Origin of the sequence: Microbacterium sp. CH12i, assembly GCF_000685355.1 — a bacterium.
Classification (GTDB): Bacteria; Actinomycetota; Actinomycetes; order Actinomycetales; family Microbacteriaceae; genus Microbacterium.
The window spans coordinates 307,427-323,584 of record NZ_JHET01000006.1 but is presented as its reverse complement, the minus strand read 5'-3'; the positions used below and the strand labels follow the sequence as shown (position 1 = coordinate 323,584).

The 16,158-nt window shown below is 62.9% G+C and carries 13 protein-coding genes and 3 pseudogenes; 5 read left to right on the top strand and 11 right to left on the bottom strand.

Annotated elements, in window-relative coordinates:
* Positions 1-12: 12 nt before the first annotated feature.
* The 10 genes and pseudogenes from DC31_RS08025 to DC31_RS07985 form a co-directional block, all read right to left on the bottom strand.
* Positions 13-1,166, bottom strand: a pseudogene (locus DC31_RS08025) (cystathionine gamma-synthase).
* Positions 1,167-1,285: 119 nt separating this feature from the next.
* Entirely contained in the window at positions 1,286-2,662 is a 1,377-nt protein-coding gene (locus tag DC31_RS08020) for a cystathionine beta-synthase (protein ID WP_036278760.1), read from the bottom strand.
* Positions 2,663-2,703: 41 nt separating this feature from the next.
* Positions 2,704-3,675, bottom strand: coding sequence for a carbohydrate ABC transporter permease (locus DC31_RS08015; protein ID WP_036278758.1), 972 nt, complete (start codon positions 3,673-3,675; stop codon positions 2,704-2,706).
* Positions 3,675-4,511, bottom strand: coding sequence for a carbohydrate ABC transporter permease (locus DC31_RS19355; RefSeq protein ID WP_235201397.1), 837 nt, complete (start codon positions 4,509-4,511; stop codon positions 3,675-3,677). Before DC31_RS19355 ends, DC31_RS08015 begins: the two co-directional genes overlap by 1 nt.
* A gap of 2 nt (positions 4,512-4,513) precedes the next feature.
* The gene (locus tag DC31_RS19350) at positions 4,514-5,014 is read right to left on the bottom strand and encodes a hypothetical protein (protein ID WP_235201396.1); all 501 of its coding nucleotides are present in this window, start codon (positions 5,012-5,014) and stop codon (positions 4,514-4,516) included.
* A 118-nt stretch (positions 5,015-5,132) separates the two neighbouring features.
* Positions 5,133-6,458, bottom strand: a complete 1,326-nt coding sequence (locus DC31_RS08005) for an ABC transporter substrate-binding protein (protein ID WP_036278756.1) — start codon at positions 6,456-6,458, stop codon at positions 5,133-5,135.
* 186 nt (positions 6,459-6,644) lie between these two features.
* Complete coding sequence (gene rplL, locus DC31_RS08000; RefSeq protein ID WP_036278755.1) at positions 6,645-7,025, bottom strand: 50S ribosomal protein L7/L12; 381 nt, start codon at positions 7,023-7,025, stop codon at positions 6,645-6,647.
* 49 nt (positions 7,026-7,074) lie between these two features.
* On the bottom strand, positions 7,075-7,563 hold the full coding sequence (rplJ, locus tag DC31_RS07995) for a 50S ribosomal protein L10 (protein WP_036278753.1): 489 nt from the start codon (positions 7,561-7,563) through the stop codon (positions 7,075-7,077).
* A gap of 275 nt (positions 7,564-7,838) precedes the next feature.
* Positions 7,839-9,628, bottom strand: a pseudogene (locus DC31_RS07990) (glycoside hydrolase family 15 protein).
* Positions 9,629-9,664: 36 nt separating this feature from the next.
* Entirely contained in the window at positions 9,665-10,561 is an 897-nt protein-coding gene (locus DC31_RS07985) for a helix-turn-helix transcriptional regulator (RefSeq protein WP_081813780.1), read from the bottom strand.
* A 148-nt stretch (positions 10,562-10,709) separates the two neighbouring features.
* On the opposite strand from DC31_RS07985, the gene fdhA reads away from it, so the two are divergent.
* From fdhA to DC31_RS17580, 4 genes and pseudogenes are all read left to right on the top strand, one after another.
* Positions 10,710-11,927 (top strand): formaldehyde dehydrogenase, glutathione-independent, encoded by a 1,218-nt coding sequence (gene fdhA / locus DC31_RS07980; protein ID WP_036278751.1) that lies wholly within the window; start codon positions 10,710-10,712, stop codon positions 11,925-11,927.
* 22 nt (positions 11,928-11,949) lie between these two features.
* Positions 11,950-12,348, top strand: a complete 399-nt coding sequence (locus DC31_RS07975) for a GlcG/HbpS family heme-binding protein (protein ID WP_036278749.1) — start codon at positions 11,950-11,952, stop codon at positions 12,346-12,348.
* Between the two features lie 93 nt (positions 12,349-12,441).
* Positions 12,442-13,806 carry a glucose-6-phosphate dehydrogenase gene (locus tag DC31_RS07970; RefSeq protein WP_036278747.1) on the top strand — a complete coding sequence of 455 codons (1,365 nt, stop codon included), beginning with the start codon at positions 12,442-12,444 and terminating at the stop codon, positions 13,804-13,806.
* Between the two features lie 67 nt (positions 13,807-13,873).
* A pseudogene (locus tag DC31_RS17580) lies at positions 13,874-14,553 on the top strand (YqaJ viral recombinase family protein).
* On the opposite strand, the gene DC31_RS07960 reads toward DC31_RS17580, so the two are convergent.
* Positions 14,480-15,430, bottom strand: a complete 951-nt coding sequence (locus DC31_RS07960) for an ArgP/LysG family DNA-binding transcriptional regulator (RefSeq protein ID WP_327036848.1) — start codon at positions 15,428-15,430, stop codon at positions 14,480-14,482. The pseudogene DC31_RS17580 and the gene DC31_RS07960 overlap by 74 nt on opposite strands.
* 79 nt (positions 15,431-15,509) lie before the next feature.
* Here DC31_RS07960 and DC31_RS07955 point away from each other — a divergent pair, with 79 nt between their 5' ends.
* A complete protein-coding gene (locus DC31_RS07955; RefSeq protein ID WP_036278744.1) occupies positions 15,510-16,145 on the top strand; it encodes a LysE/ArgO family amino acid transporter in 636 nt (211 codons plus the stop codon).
* Positions 16,146-16,158: the final 13 nt, after the last annotated feature.

The window sequence follows — 16,158 nt, the reverse complement described above, 5'->3', positions numbered from 1 at the left end:
GCTGGCCTGCGCTCAGCGGGCGATGCTGGCGAGACCCTGTTCGAGATCGGCGATCAGGTCGGAGACATCCTCGATGCCGACCGAGAGACGAATCACGTTCTCCGGAACGGCGAGTTCGGTGCCCTTCACCGACGCGTGCGTCATCTCCGAGGGGTAGCCGATAAGCGATTCGACGCCGCCGAGCGATTCGGCGAGCTGGAACACCTTGGTCGACTCCGCGAAGGCGCGTGCCGCATCGGCACCACCGGCGAGCGCGAGCGACAGCATCCCACCGAATCCACTCATCTGACGCGCGGCGATCTCGTGGCCGGGGTGCGAGGCGAGCCCGGGATAAAAGACGGTCTCGAACTCAGGACGAGCCTCAGCCCATTCAGCGATGGCCTGCGCGTTCTGGGTGTGCTGGCGCATCCGTACCGCGAGCGTCTTGATGCCGCGTGTGGTGAGCCAGCCGTCGAGCGGTGCAGACACTGCCCCGACCGCGAACTGCTGGAACTTCACCTGCTCGTAGAATCGGTCATCGGCAAATACGACCGCGCCGCCGAGCACATCAGAGTGTCCGCCGAGGTACTTCGTGGTCGAGTGCACGACAAGATCGGCGCCGAACGCGAGGGGTTGCTGCAACGCCGGTGATGCAAAGGTGTTATCGACCACGACGATGGCGCCGGCAGCGTGCGCGAGCTCGACGGTCGCCGCGATGTCGACGATCTTCAGCAGCGGATTACTCGGCGTCTCCAGCCAGACGATCTTCGTCTCGGGGCGGAGGGCCCCGCGCACGGCATCCGCATCGCCGAGCTCGACCGTGGTGGTCTCGACACCCCACGGTGCGAGCACCTTCGTCAGCAGGCGGTAGGTGCCGCCGTAGACATCGTTGCCAAGAAGCACGTGGTCGCCCGGCGAAGGATGCCACGCAGCAGCGCGTCTTCGGCCGCAAGGCCCGACGCGAACGAGAGCGCGCTCACGCCGCCTTCGAGGGCAGCAAGCTGCGTCTGGAGTGCGGTGCGAGTGGGGTTGCCCGCACGGTTGTATTCGTAGCCTTCGCGGAAGCCACCGACACCGTCCTGCACGTGAGTGGACGCGAGGTAGATCGGCGGGATGATCGCACCCGTCCGCGCGTCGGGCTCTTGTCCTGCGTGAATGGCTCGGGTGGCGAAAGCGTGGTCAGACATGCCCCCAGCCTACGTCTGTCTCCCCTGCCGAAGTCGCGCCTGTTACGCCCCGCGTCCGCGTGCTCGGGTCAGCGTCCTCGGGTCAGCCTTCTCGAGTCAGCGTTCTCGAGTCAGTGTTCTTAACGGGAGAGGTAGGCGAGCAAGTCTTGACGGGTAAGCACGGTGTGCGGTTTGCCGCCCTCTGTGACCACCAGCGCGTCAGCTTCGGCAAGCGCCGTGCGCGCCTGATCGATAGTGGCGTGAATACCGATGAGCGGCAGTTGCTCGCCGACATGAGCGCCGACAGCATCACTCGGTTTCGCATCCCCGCGAAACAGCAGATCGAGCAGACCTTTCTCGTCGACGGCGCCGAGCACCTCACCCATCATCACCGGCGGTTCAGCGCTCAGCACGACGAGCTGCGACACCGCGTACTCGGTCATCATGCTGATTGCCTCCAGCACGGTGTCGCTCGGGTGCGCGTGCACGAGATCAGGAATCTTACGGTCAGCCGTCAAGGCGCGCGCCGCCAGCACATCGGCGACCGTCTCCCCCGCCTCAACGTCGCTGAAGCCGTAGGAGCGCATCCAGGAGTCGTTGAAGATTTTCGAGAGGTAGCCGCGTCCACCGTCGGGCAGAAGCACCACCATCACGGCATCCGCTGGCAGAGTCGCCGCCACGCGGAGTGCGCCGACCACAGCCATCCCGCTGGAGCCGCCGACGAGGATTCCCTCTTCGCGGGCGAGGCGCCGTGTCATCCGAAAGGACTCGGCGTCATCGACCGCGACGATCTCGTGCGGGACGCGCGGGTCGTAAGAGCCTGGCCAGATGTCTTCGCCCACGCCTTCGACGAGATAGGGCCGCCCCGTGCCGCCGCTATAGACACTGCCCTCAGGGTCCACGCCGACGATGCGGACCCGGTTATCGGACACCTCTCGCAGGTACCGTCCGGTGCCGCTGATCGTGCCCCCTGTGCCAACACCCGCGACGAAGTGGGTGATTTTTCCCTCGGTGTCACGCCAGATCTCTGGCCCGGTGGTCTCGTAGTGGCTGAGCGGACCGTTCGGGTTGTCGTACTGGTTCGGCTTGAATGCCCCGGGGATCTCCTTCACGAGACGGTCGCTGACGCTGTAATACGACTCCGCACTTTCAGGCAGAACCGATGTCGGCGTCATGACGATCTCGGCCCCGTAGGCGCGCAACACGTCGATCTTGTCTTCGCCGACTTTGTCAGGCAGCACGAACACGCACTTGTACCCGCGTTGCTGGGCGACAAGGGCAAGACCAACGCCGGTGTTGCCGCTCGTCGGCTCGACGATCGTACCCCCGGGCTTCAGCTGACCAGATGCCTCTGCCGCATCGATGATGCGCTTCGCGATCCGGTCTTTCGATGATCCGCCCGGGTTGAGGTACTCGAGTTTTACGAGCACCGTGCACACCACTCCCGCTGTGACGTGTTGCAGTTTCACAAGCGGAGTGTCGCCGACCAGGTCAGCGATGTGTTCGGCGTAATTCATGAATCAAGCCTACGGGCGGCCGATGCCGTGTTACCGACGAGTCAACCCTTTGTTGCACCCGCCAGGAGGCCTCGGACAAAGAACCGCTGCAGGGCGAAGAACACGATGAGCGGAACGATGATCGAGATGAACGTTCCGGCCGATTGCAGGAACCAGCGGTTCCCCCACGTACCGGACAGGGAGTTCAATGCCTGAGTGATCGGCAGCGCGCCGGGCGACGCGAAGATCGTTGCCACGAGCAGGTCGTTCCATACCCAGAGAAACTGGAAGATTCCGAACGACGCGATCGCGGGCATTGCCAGCGGCAGGATGATCCGGAAGAACACCTGTCCGTGACCGGCACCGTCGACACGAGCAGCCTCCACGATTTCACCGGGAATCTCGGCGATGAAGTTGTGGAGCATGAACGTGGCCAACGGCAACGCGAAGATTGCGTGGGCGATCCACACTCGCGCGAAGCTGTAGCTCACATCGTTGAGGCCGAATCCGGGGAAGATCATCACATCATTGACCGTCAGCCCCTCAGAGAACAGGCTCAGCAGGGGCACGAGCGCCATCTGCAGCGGAACGATCTGCAACGCGAAGACGAAGATGAAGAGCATGCTTCGACCCTTGAAGTCGATCCATGCGAAGGCGTATGCCGCCATCGACGCCAACACGATCGGGAAGACCGTCGCCGGGATGGTGATCGCCAACGAGTTGATGAACGCTGAGGCCAGGGTCGTCGATGTTCCGCCCGCTGTGAGCGCCTCCGCATAGTTGTCGAGTGTGAACTCAGGGTTGGTGAACACTGTCCACCAACCGGTCGACTGCGTGTCCGCCCCGGGTCGGAACGAGGTGACGAACAGACCGAACGTCGGGATCGTCCAGAAGATCGCGATGATCACTGCTGCGATCGTCGCGCCCTTCGACGTCAACTTCTTGTGAGCGATGGCCTCATTGCGGCGGGTGTCACGCTCAACTTGCCGCTTCGTGCGCGTCTCTGTGACGACGGCGACTGGGGTGGCACTCATCAGCGGATCTCCCTCTGCTTGCGCATCGATCGGGCGTTGTAGATGATCAGCGGCAGCACGAAGATAAACAACACGACCGCAAGCGCGGACGAGTGCCCGTAGCTCTGGAAGCGCTGTTGCTGATTAACCATCTCAAAGCCGAGCACGGTGGTGTCGTCGCGGCCTCCGGTCATCACTGCGACGATGTCGTAGACCTTCAGCGAAGCAATTGTGATTGTGGTGAGAACGACGATCAAAGAAGTTCGGATGCCCGGAACCGTGACGTTGGTGAATCGCTGCCACGCATTGGTTCCGTCTAGCTCTGCGGCCTCAATCTGCTCGATCGGGACAGCCTTGATAGCCGCAGAAAGGATGACCATCGCGAAGCCGGTCTGTGTCCAGATGAACACGATCAACAGCATGATCGTGTTGATCAGGGGCTTCACTGCGAGCCAGTTCACGGGGTCGCCGCCGAACATGGTGACGATCGCGTTCAGGAGCCCGAGCTGGTCGCCCTGACGGTAGTCGTACATGAACTTCCAGATGATGCCCGCGCCGACGAACGAGATCGCGACGGGCATGAACACGAGGACCTTAAGGATTTTCTCGCCACGCGCCTTGTCGATGAACACGGCATACGCGAGTCCGACTCCGACGGAGATCGTCGGAGCCAGCAATGCCCAGATCAGCGTGTTGATGACGGATGCGGCGCCAGTCGGGTTCGTGAACACCCAGAAGTAGTTCTCCAGGCCGACGAACTCCGCCCCGGTCTTGTCGAAGAACGACTTTACGAACGTGGAGACCGCAGGATAGATCAGCCCGATCACGAGCATCGTCGCCGCCGGAGCCAAGAACAACGTCAGCTGGAACAGATACCCCGCGCCTGGCGAGACCGGTAGTCGGCGAAGAACAGCAGCGCGCCAACGAGCAGCGAGATCGCCACAACGTAGAACACCGCGTTCGAGTAGGGGCGTAGTAGCAAGAACGCGAGTGCCGGCACCAAAAGGCAAGCGACCAAGCGCATCACGAAGTAGCGCCGCCCCGAACGAGGCGCGTACTCGATGAGCACGAGAATGATCACCACCACGACCCCGAAGGCCGCCAGGACGATCGGTATCTGCACGAGCGGATGCAGCCCGCCCATCCAGACGAGGAAGCTGTTCAGCGAGAAACCGATCGTGATCCGCGCAGGATCCTCGACCGGGGCACTGAAGATGAGCGCAAAAATCAGTGCGGCGACGAGCACGAACCCGATGATCACGACGGTACGCGTGATCATGCGACCCTTCGGATCGCCGCCATGCACATTCACCGCTTGTTGCTCGGCGGCTACAACACTCTCGGCGGTCGCTTGCGACATGGAAACCCCTTCTGAGTACGGCATCGGACTCACTTGACGATAGCGCGGAGCGGGGTCGGGCGCGTAGCCCGGCCCCGCTCCGGTCGTCAAGCAGCGATCAGATCAGATCTGTCCGCGTTTAGTTCTCGTAGCCTGCCTGGATATCGGAAAGTACCTGGTCGGTCGGCTTTCCATCGACCCAGTCGACCATGCCCTTCCAGAACGATCCAGAACCGACAGTCGACGGCATCAGGTCGGACGCGTCGAAACGGAAGACCGTCGACTTGTCCTGCATGATTGTCATGGCTTCCTGCAGGAACTCGCTCGACGCCAGTGACGGGTCAGCCTTCTGGTTAGCGGAGATGACTCCACCGAGCTTCACGCGCGCATCGGCGAATTCCGGCGATGCCATGTACTCGAGCACCTTGACGGTCGAGGCATCGTCGGAGAACCCGGCGACGAACTCGCCACCACCCTCGACCTGCAGTTGACCATCGGTCATTCCCGGGAGGATGAACGCGTACACGTCACCATCGGGGGCGACCGTGGGCACCTCGCCAGCGGCGTTCTTCACATCGAGGAAGTTCGCCGACAGGAAGGACGCCTGGTGCGTAAGCGCGCACGTGCCGTCTGCCACCTTTGCCGCAACGTCAGCGAATGCCGTCGAGTTGATGCTCTTGACGTCGCCGAATCCGGCGTTGACATAGGCCGGGTTGAGCAGGATGGAGCCGACTGCGTCGAAGGCATCCTTGATCGCAGGATCCGTGAACTTGACGTCATTCGCGATCCACTGGTCGTAGACATCCGGTCCGGACTGGCGAAGCACGAGGTCCTCGATCCAGTCAGTTCCCGGCCATCCCGAGGCGTCACCCGATGCGAAGCCAGCACACCACGGTGCCGCTCCGGACTTCTGCTGGATCGTGTCGGTGAGCGTCAGCAGGTCGTCCCAGGTCTTGGGAACTTCAACGCCCCACTCTGCAAATTTCGCCGGCGAGTACCAGACGTAGCCCTTGAGGTTCGCGAGCATGGGCGCCGCGTAGAACTTGTCATCGAACGTGCCGTAGCTCTTCCAGTCCTTGGACCAGTTCGCATCAACAGCTGTCGCCACACCGTCAGGTGCCTCGAGGACCTTGCCCGTGTCAACGAGAGTCTTCAGCAAGCCCGGCTGCGGAACGATCGCGATGTCAGGGGCGTCGCCACCGGTCACCTTGGTGACGATGTTGCCCTCGAAGGACTTGTCACCCGTGTACTCGACCTTGATGCCAGTGTCCTTGGTGAACTGTGTGAACGTGGCGTTGAGGTCGTCTGCCTCAGTGCCTGTGATGCCACCCGAAATACGGACAGTCTTGGTTCCGTCGCCGCCGCCTCCACCGCCAGTGGATTCAGCGCATCCGACAAGCGCTATCCCCAGAACAGTCGGAATCGCGAGCGATGCGAGCAGAGCTCTACGCCTGGACATGACCATGAGTGCCTCCTTGACTCGCGCGAGACATATTCTCGCGCTGCGGACGAATTCGACCGCTCCTGCCAATCTATTCACCTGAGACCGCTCCCACAACGCTCCAAGATCACAACACCACAACCATCTGGCCCGGACGCACGAAAGCCCCGGGTGAACCCGGGGCTTTCGCAGCAAAGCGTTGAGACGTGATTACTTGAGGGTAACCGTTGCGCCGGCAGCCTCGAGGGCTTCCTTTGCCTTCTCAGCGGCTTCCTTGGTTGCGCCCTCAAGCACAGCCTTGGGTGCACCGTCAACGACAGCCTTGGCCTCGCCGAGGCCGAGCGAGGTGAGCTCGCGGACCGTCTTGATGACCTGGATCTTCTTTTCGCCAGCAGCCTCGAGAACGACGTCGAACGAGTCCTTCTCTTCTTCAGCCTCAGCAGCGCCAGCGCCAGCGGCACCTGCAGCGGCGACGGGGGCAGCAGCGGTGACCTCGAACTTCTCCTCGAACGCCTTGACGAAGTCGTTGAGCTCGACGAGGGTCAGGCCGGAAAACTGCTCGAGCAGCTCCTCAGTGGTGAGCTTAGCCATGATGTATCTCCTAGATTGATGGGGTTTGTGGGAAGAAAACGCTGGTCGCTTACGCGGCCTCTGCGGTCTCCAGCTTTTCGCGAAGAGCGTCGACGGTGGCAATAGCCTTGGCCATCGTCGCCTTCATCATGCCTGCAGCCTTCGCCAGCAGAACCTCACGGCTCTCAAGCGAGGCGTACATGTTGACCTCGTCGGCGTTGAGAGCATTGCCCTCGTACACGCCGCCCTTGATCACGAGCAGCGGGTTCACCTTCGCGAAGTCACGAAGAGCCTTCGCCGCGGCGACGAAGTCACCGTGAACGAATGCGACAGCCGACGGACCCTGAAGGTCGTCATCCAGCGCACTGATTCCCGCCTTGTTGGCGGCAATCTTGGTCAGCGTGTTCTTCACCACGGCGTAGTTTGCGTTCTGACGAAGGCTGTCGCGCAGCTCCTTGAGCTGGGCAACCGTCAGACCGCGGTACTCGGTCAGCAGGACGGCGTTCGAGTTCTCGAATGACTTCGTGAGCTCGGCGACCGATGCATCCTTCTGCGCCATAGTCACTCCTTGGTGGGTACGAGATGACTCACGTCCGTGAGACATCAACCTCAACCACCCGCAAAAAAAACAAAAACGCTCCGGCGCAAGCGACGGAGCGTGGAATCCAGTTTTCTGGAGAAACGATCATGTCCCCTGCGCGGGCCTCTGCTAAAGCAGTGCTTCGATCATGCCGTGCTTTCGCACAACACGATGACCGGCGGTCTTCGGTTATGCACAACTCTACCTGATCGACAGCATCCCCTCAAATCAGCGGCGCGACGACGGGGTGAAAATCAGCGACGGTGCGCGGCGCGACCCGAGTGCCCGGCGAGCGCATCTGCAGCGCGCACGAGCGTGAGATGCGAGAGCGCCTGCGGCAAGTTACCTGCCTGGCGCGCACCGTCGACGTCATACTCCTCCGAGAGAAGACCCACGTCATTCGCCAATGCGACAAGGCGGTCCATCAGCACGCGCGCATCATCCTCGCGGCCGCTGGCCGCATACTGCTCCACGAGCCAGAAACTGCAGGCCAAGAACGGATGCTCGCCACCCTCGAGCCCGTCAACACCTGATGACGTCCGATACCGCATCAGCAGCCCGTCACGAATGAGCGTGTTCTCCATCTGCTCGACCGTTCGCAGCATGCGGGGGTCATCAGCATCGCAGTAACCAACCTGCGGGAGCACGAGCAGCGAAGCATCCACCTCATCCGACTCATAGTGCTGCACGAAGTAGCCGCCTGTATGCACCCCGCGCGCGTCGATCTCAGCGCGCAACTGGTCGCGCAGCTGTGCCCACCGGTCGGCATCGCCCGAGAGCCCCTGTTCACGCACGGCGCGCACGCCGCGGTCGAGAGCCGCCCACATCATCACCCGCGAGTGGGTGAAGAACTGCGCCTTGCCGCGGATCTCCCAGATTCCGTTATCGGGAAGCGTTATCGCTGTGACGACACGCTCGATGAGAACCCGCTGCAGCGGCCAGGAGAACTTCGACTCCTCAAGCCCCACCATGCGTGCAGCCTCGAGCGCGACAAGCACCTCGCCGATCACATCTCCCTGGTACTGATCGACTGCACCGTTGCCGATCCGCACGGGGGTTGAGCCGTTATATCCCGGCAGGCTGGTGAGCTCACGTTCCGGCAGGTCGCGTTCGCCGGCGATGCCGTACATGATTTGCACGTCTGCCGGGTCACCTGCGACGGCGCGCAGCAACCATCGTCGCCACTGGTGAGCCTCTTCGACGAAGCCGTGCGCGATGAGCGCCTCGAGCGTCAGCGAGGCATCCCGCAGCCAGACGTAGCGGTAATCCCAGTTGCGCGCCCCGCCGAACTGCTCAGGCAGAGAAGTCGTCGCAGCCGCCACGATGCCGCCGGTATCACGATGCGTGAGGGCTCGCAACACCAGAAGTGAACGCACCACCGCGTCGCGGTACGGTCCTTCGTGTGCGATCAGCCTCGCCCATCCCTGCCACCAAGAACGCGTCCGCGCGAACGCCTTGTCGACGTGCAGTGCACTCGGCTCTGACGTGTAAGACGGGAACCAGCTGAGTGTGAGGTCGCGGGTGTCGCCGGGTGTCACCACGATGCTCCCGGAGTGCGCATGATCGGTTGCAGAGAGCGCGACCCTCGCACGACGACGGCGTCGGGACCCGCAGTGGCGCGCAATGCCGGGGCGTGAGATGTCCCTGTCTGGCGCACCCACGGCACGGCACGCGCGTAGTCGAAGCGCATCCGCAGCTCGGTAGTGAAGTGGACAGTTCCCTCAAGGCCGACGATCCGGCGCACCACGTCCGTGCGTTTATCGCTCATCGGCATGAATTCCTGCACCTCGGCGACGCCATCCGCGCTCTCCCACCGTGTGACGAGAATGAACGTGTCAGGCATGTACTGCCGTTGCATCGTCGCAGTCGGATCCGTGGGGCGTAACGTCCAGCACCCGTGGGTCGGATCCCCAAGCAGCGCTCCGAAGATCGACGGAGCGTCGAAGCGCGGCAGACACAGCCAGTCGATGCTGCCATCGCGCGATACCAGCGCTGCCGTGCGACAGTCACTCAGCAGGGCGTAGTCCTCGATCGGTGCAGGCATCGGTAGATTGTCGCACGTCACTGCATCGCCGTGCGATTAGGCCCGCAAGAAGAGGGCGGTGGCTTCGGTACGGCTTGTCACACCAAGTTTTCGGTAAATATTTGCGACGTGAAATTTGACGGTGTTCTCACTGATGGCGAGATCGGTTGCGATGTCACGGTTGCGGCGACCTGATGCGAGTCGCCTGAGTACGTCAAGCTCTCGAGGGCGCAGATCCCATGCCTCCGTGCTTCCTGGTGGCGCGTGTGGTGGATCAAGAGGTATGACGATCGCGATTTCAGTTCCCCAGCCAGGGGTCGCGGTCATTGAAATCTGGCCTCCGAGTGCGTGGATACGCTGACTCACCGATTGCATCGACACGGAATCGTCGGAAGTATCGCCGCGTCCGTCATCACGCACGTCGATGAGAAGATTCGTGCCATCGCAGCCCCATTGAACCCGGACGCGTTCGACCTCCGGGCTGTCGATCAGCGCGAGGACAGACCCACGCACCACAGCTCGAGCCCCGTGGGCAACTTCGCTCGGCAGCGGACGCCCATCCTCGGGTGGCTCGATGAACTGCACATCAATGTCTCGGTAGCGTACGAGCGGTCGCAGGTCCTCACGGAGCCGTTCGAATGCGGTTGTGACCGGCTCCTCCGCCGACGTGCGTACGCGATCGCTGGCGGTCCGAAGGTGGACAAGGCCGGATGCCGCGATCGCAGTGGCTACCGACCGAGCTGCCCCATCATCTGTCCTTCTGGATCTGAGGACGGCAAGGATCGATTCGAGGGTGGTGGAGTACTCGTCGACGAGTTCGGTGAGAACTTCCATGCGTTCACCCGATGACGTTCGTGCCAGCCGCAAGTCGTCGGGGGACGCCGCATCCGCAAGCGTTTGCGCACGCATAGCGACGGACAGACGTGGCAGATGCTCAAATTCACCGTCAGGCATGCCGCTACCGTAGCTCACCACCCGTTTGGGTGGAGAAGACGATCCAAGTGAGGGATAGCACTACTCACAAGTACGGACGAAGCTCAATGCGAGGGGCGATGAGCCCCACCGGTGAACGGGCGGTGCAGCCCGGGAATGGAGAACTGACGTGGCTACGAATCGAGCCGTTGCTTTCAAAGCGCCAGGCGTCGTTGAAGTGATCGACACGCCCTACCCCGAGTTCGAACTGAAGGACGGCCCGGGCGTGAACCCCGCGAATGTGGGGCGCAAGGTTCCGCATGGAGCGATTCTGCGGACGGTGGCGACGAACATTTGCGGATCCGATCAGCATATGGTGCGCGGTCGCACGACGGCGCCGGCGGGTCTTGTGCTCGGTCATGAGATCACGGGTGAGGTAGTCGAGGTGGGTCCGGACGTCGAGTTCATCAAGGTGGGTGACATCGTCTCGGTGCCCTTCAATATCGCGTGTGGGCGCTGTCGCAATTGCAAGGAAGGCAAGACCGGCATCTGCCTGAACGTGAACCCCGATCGCCCCGGCAGCGCCTACGGGTATGTGGATATGGGCGGCTGGGTCGGCGGGCAGGCTGAATTCGTCCTGGTGCCGTACGCCGATTGGAACCTTCTCAAATTCCCTGATCGCGACCAGGCTCTCGAGAAGATCCTTGACCTGACGATGCTCTCCGATATCTTCCCGACAGGCTTCCACGGCGCGGTCACCGCTGGCGTCGGCCCCGGATCAACTGTCTACATCGCCGGCGCAGGACCGGTCGGTCTGGCCGCTGCTGTCGGCGCGCAACTACTCGGCGCGGCCGCAGTGATTGTCGGCGACTTGAACGAGGAACGTCTCGCGCAGGCGCGTTCGTTCGGCTGCGAGACGGTTGATGTTTCGAAGGGCGACCCCAAGGACCAAATCGACCAGATCCTCGGTGTTCCTGAGGTTGACTGCGGCATCGATGCTGTCGGCTTCGAAGCGCGTGGACACGGCTCACACGCAGCGCAGGAAGCACCCGCGACCGTATTGAACTCGCTCATGGACGTCACAGCGGCAGGTGGCGCGCTCGGCATTCCGGGGCTTTATGTGACAGGCGACCCTGGCGCAATCGATGAGGCGGCGAAGGTCGGGTCGCTCTCGATCAGCTTCGGCACCGGCTGGGCTAAATCGCTGTCGTTCACGACGGGTCAATGCCCTGTCATGAAGTACAACCGACAACTGATGATGGCGATCCTGCACGACAAGGTGCAGATCGCAAAGGCAGTTCATGCGACCCCGATCAGTCTCGAAAATGCCCCGCAAGGGTACGCCGAGTTCGATCAGGGCGCTGCCAAGAAGTACGTACTCAACCCCAACGGCTACATCAAGGCCTAAACCCGCAACGAAAGGAACACACATGTCAGTCACTCTTGAAGACGCTCGTCGCGTCATCGCTGCTGCAGAGAAGCGCGCGAATGAAATCGGCCAGCCGATGAACATCGCAGTGGTCGACGCCGGGGGCAACCTCGTCGCTCACGTACGACAGGACGGCGCCTGGATAGGCAGCGTCAATATCTCGATCAACAAGGCATGGACTTCGAAGGCGTTCGACATTTCGACGAAGGACCTCGGCGACAACTCGCAGCCGACGCAGCAGTTCTTCGGCATCCAGAACACGAACGGCGGCAAGGTTGCGATCTTCGCCGGTGGAATCCCCCTGTCACGCGACGGAGTCGTCGTCGGCGCGGTCGGAGTGAGCGGAGGCTCTGGCGAGCAGGATCATTCGGTCGCAGAGTCGGGCGCCGCAGCATACTGAACCGCGATTGCGGGGTGGGGCCGGGTGAGAACGCGGCTTCCACCCCGCTACCGACCCTATTCTCAGAGACGCTCCGTCGCGTACGGTAGGGGCATGGCTGATACGACCACGCTCGTGATCTTCGGTGCTTCCGGTGATCTGACCTCCCGGTTGCTCCTCCCCGCTCTTGGTCAGCTGCTCACGACGGAGCCGAAGCGCACCGTGCGTTTGATCGGCGCCGGCACGCAGGAGTGGACCGATGACCAGCTCGGTGAAGTTGTGCGCACGTCTTTCGGCTCGGCGGATGCTGAGGCCGCTGTCGACCGCGTCACCGTTGAGTACCACCAGGCGGACATCACCCAGGCCGCTGATCTGACGACTCTGCTGCAGGGACTTGAGGGTCAGGTGGCGATCTATTTCGCAGTGCCTCCGGCCGTGGCTGCGAAGGCCTGTGACGCTCTCACTGCGGAGATCATTCCGGATGGCGCAATGCTGGCGTTGGAGAAACCATTCGGCACAGACGAAGCCGGCGCTCGCGCGCTGAACATCCGGCTCGCTCAGCTCGTGCCGGAAAAGCAGATCTTCCGCGTCGATCATTTCCTAGGAAAATCCACCACGTTGAACCTGCTCGGCGCCCGCTTCGCGAATCGCATCTTGGAGCCGCTCTGGTCTGCGGAGAGCATCGAGTCGATCGCGATCATCTACAACGAGAAGCTCGGGCTCGAAGGACGCGCGGTTTACTACGACGGTGCGGGCGCGTTCGTCGACATGATCCAGAGCCACCTGCTGCAGGTGCTCGCCGTCCTCGCGATGGAGCAGCCAGCCACACTCGATGAGGTCGACTTCCGAGGCGCGACTTCGGCAGTGCTGCGCGCGACCGAGGTGTGGAACGACGACCCCGCTGCATCCTCACGCCGGGCGCGATATACCGCCGGCACCATCGACGGCGACAAGAAGCCGTCGTATGTGGATGAGCCAGATGTAAAGCCCGAGCGCGAGACCGAGACACTCGCCGAGGCGACGTTCGAAGTGCGCAACGCCCGTTGGGCCGGTGTGCCGTTCACGCTCCGTTCAGGGAAGGCGCTCGACAACCCGGCCAGAGAGATCGTCGTTCGGTTCCGCGCCGTACGGCATGTTCCGGTCGGGCTTGTCGGATCGACCGAGGGCGCGATCCTGCGTTTCTCACTGGGCCCTGACCAGATGTCTCTCGAGCTCAATGTCAATGGCGCCGATAACCCCCTTGAGCTTGAGCGCGTCGCTCTCACCGCAGATCTCGGCAAGGGTGCGCTGCTCGCCTATGCTGAAGTGCTCTCCGGCATCCTTGACGCCGATCCGATGCTCTCTGTGCGCGGGGATGCTGCGGAGCAGTGCTGGCGAATCATCGAGCCCATTCAAGCCGCTTGGACGAATCATGAAGTGCCGCTCGAAGAATATCCCGCGGGGGCCACGCTGCCCGAGGGCTGGCCGTCGCTGCGCTGAGCTCCGGTGACGCCCGCTCCGGCGCGGCAGGGCGCTCAGAGTCTGTGCCTCGGGGTAGCCTCGAAGGGTGAATTCGGAACTTCAGGCGCGCATCGTGGCGGACTCCCGCGACCGCGTCGCCTGGCTCCGAGCACGTGCACGCGGCATCACCGCAACCGATGTTGCAGGACTTACCAGCGATAAGTCGATCAGTCGTGCCGCTGACGCGAAACTCGGCGGTGGAGCACGCTTCGGCGGCAACGCTTACACCGATCACGGCCGGCTTCGGGAGCCGGAGATCGCCGCCTGGGTCGCCGCGACGCATGGCATCCAGCCCTCATCTGCGTTATTCCGCGCCGAGGCCGAGCCTCGACACCTGGCCACGCCGGATGGTGTCGTTCAGGATCCTGGCGGGCGCGTACTGCTCGCTGAGATTAAGACCACCAACAAGAACTGGCGGACGATTCCGCGCACCTACCTTCGTCAGGCTGGTGGCAGCAGCACGTGCTCGGTGCTGAGCGCACGCTGTTCGTCTGGGAAGAGCACGACAACTTCCGACCCATCCATGACGAGCCGCGCTGCGTGTGGATCGATCGTGACGACCGCGAAATCGGGCAGCTCGTCGGGCTCGCGACGCGACTCATTGACGAGCTCTACCACCGCACTACCGGCCAGCGTCCCCCGACGGCCGGCATCAACGCCGCACCCAGCCGCCGCGATGCCCTCCGCGAGCGCGATGCCTTTCGCGCGCTCGCCCTCGCCGACTAGGGCTCCAACGCCCGCCGAGCTTCCGCCGCCACCTCTGCAGCGATGGCGTCGAGCAGTGGCGATTGCAGGTTCCACTGCTGCCAGTAGAGAGGCACGCGCAGCGGTTCGCCGCCGAGGCGTACGACGCGCCGGATGCGACCGCTGTCGAAGCTTGCTTCCGCGGAAGCATGCCCCACCCGAGTCCGAGTGTGACAGCCTGCGCATAGTCATGCGATGCAGGCACATAGTGTCGTGGAACCCCGCGCTCGCTGACGCCGTGGGCGCGTAGCCACTCGCGTTGCAGCGCGTCACGTCGATCGAAGTCGACGAACGGCGCCCGCTGCAGCGCTTCGATCGTGACGCCGCCCGAGAACCAGCGGGCAACGAAGGCTGGCGTGGCTGCAGCTTCGTAGCTGAGCACTCCCAACGGGGTCACCGCACAGCCAGAAACAGGGGCTGACTCTGAGGTCACGGCCGCCATCACTGTGCCAGATTCCAGCAAGCGCGCTGTGAAGTTCTGATCATCTCGGTGCAGGTCGAAATCGATGTCGTGCGCCGCTGCCAGACGCGCGAGGGGCGCGAGAAACCACGTAGCCATTGAGTCGGCGTTCACCGCCAGGGGTACGCTCACTCTCCGCTCGGAATCGCCAACCCCGAACTCGGAAAGGGTGTCGTGTTCAAGAAGCGCAATCTGGCGCGCCATCCGCACCACAGCTTCGCCTGCAGGCGTGGCGCGCGCGGGCTTGCTACGCACGACAAGGATTCGTCCGAGCTGCTGCTCCAGAGACTTCAGCCGTTGGCTCACCGCGGACGGCGTGATATGCAGCGTTCGCGCTGCGGCATCAAGGCTGCCCTCATCGACGATGGCGGCCACGGTCGCCGCTAGTTCCGGTGTCATCACGCTCACATAACTCAGGCTAATGCTTCTGTAGCAAGCATCGTTGGCGCTAATGCACGGACTGCTCTAGCGTCGACGTGTGCTCTCCTTCTTTGCTGGCCTCGGCCTCGGCCTCTCCCTCATCATCGCGATCGGCGCGCAGAACGTCTTCATCCTGCGCCAGGGCATCCGCCGCGAGCATGTCCTCGCCGTTGTCGTGATCTGCGCCCTGTCGGATGCCGTCCTCATCGTCGTCGGAGTCGCGGGGCTCGGCTACCTGCTCGAGACGATGCCGTGGCTCGTCGACGTCGCACGTCTACTGGGAGCCGCCTTCCTCCTTGGCTACGGGCTACTTGCCGCACGGCGGGCGTTTCGCGGCGAGGGCGAGGCCCTGCGGGTGAGCGATGGTGAAAGAGCGGATGCTGCTTCCAGCAGCCGGCTCGCGTCAGTGATACTTACGGTTCTGGCGCTGACGTGGCTGAACCCGCACGTGTACCTCGACACGGTGCTGATGCTGGGATCGATCGCCGCGACGCACGGAGATGGGCGGTGGTTGTTCGCGTCCGGTGCCGTCGCCGCCAGCATCATCTGGTTCTCGGCGCTTGGCTACGGAGCCCGTTACCTCGGCCGCTGGCTAAACACACCGAAAGCATGGCGCATCCTCGACGGGGTGATCGCCGTGATCATGATCGGGATTGCCGCGAGCCTGGTGGTGCCAGTCGTCACAGGCCGTTGAACTCTCGCGGGTG

Excerpts from the sequence above, each read along its gene's own strand:
- DC31_RS08020 (WP_036278760.1), bottom strand. The coding sequence starts at position 2,662 with ATGAATTACGCCGAACACATCGCTGACCTGGTCGGCGACACTCCGCTT.
- DC31_RS08015 (WP_036278758.1), bottom strand. The coding sequence starts at position 3,675 with ATGAGTGCCACCCCAGTCGCCGTCGTCACAGAGACGCGCACGAAGCGG.
- DC31_RS19350 (WP_235201396.1), bottom strand. The coding sequence starts at position 5,014 with ATGTCGCAAGCGACCGCCGAGAGTGTTGTAGCCGCCGAGCAACAAGCG.
- DC31_RS08005 (WP_036278756.1), bottom strand. The coding sequence starts at position 6,458 with ATGGTCATGTCCAGGCGTAGAGCTCTGCTCGCATCGCTCGCGATTCCG.
- rplL (WP_036278755.1), bottom strand. The coding sequence starts at position 7,025 with ATGGCTAAGCTCACCACTGAGGAGCTGCTCGAGCAGTTTTCCGGCCTG.
- rplJ (WP_036278753.1), bottom strand. The coding sequence starts at position 7,563 with ATGGCGCAGAAGGATGCATCGGTCGCCGAGCTCACGAAGTCATTCGAG.
- DC31_RS07985 (WP_081813780.1), bottom strand. The coding sequence starts at position 10,561 with ATGCCTGACGGTGAATTTGAGCATCTGCCACGTCTGTCCGTCGCTATG.
- DC31_RS07975 (WP_036278749.1), top strand. The coding sequence starts at position 11,950 with ATGTCAGTCACTCTTGAAGACGCTCGTCGCGTCATCGCTGCTGCAGAG.
- DC31_RS07970 (WP_036278747.1), top strand. The coding sequence starts at position 12,442 with ATGGCTGATACGACCACGCTCGTGATCTTCGGTGCTTCCGGTGATCTG.
- DC31_RS07960 (WP_327036848.1), bottom strand. The coding sequence starts at position 15,430 with ATGACACCGGAACTAGCGGCGACCGTGGCCGCCATCGTCGATGAGGGC.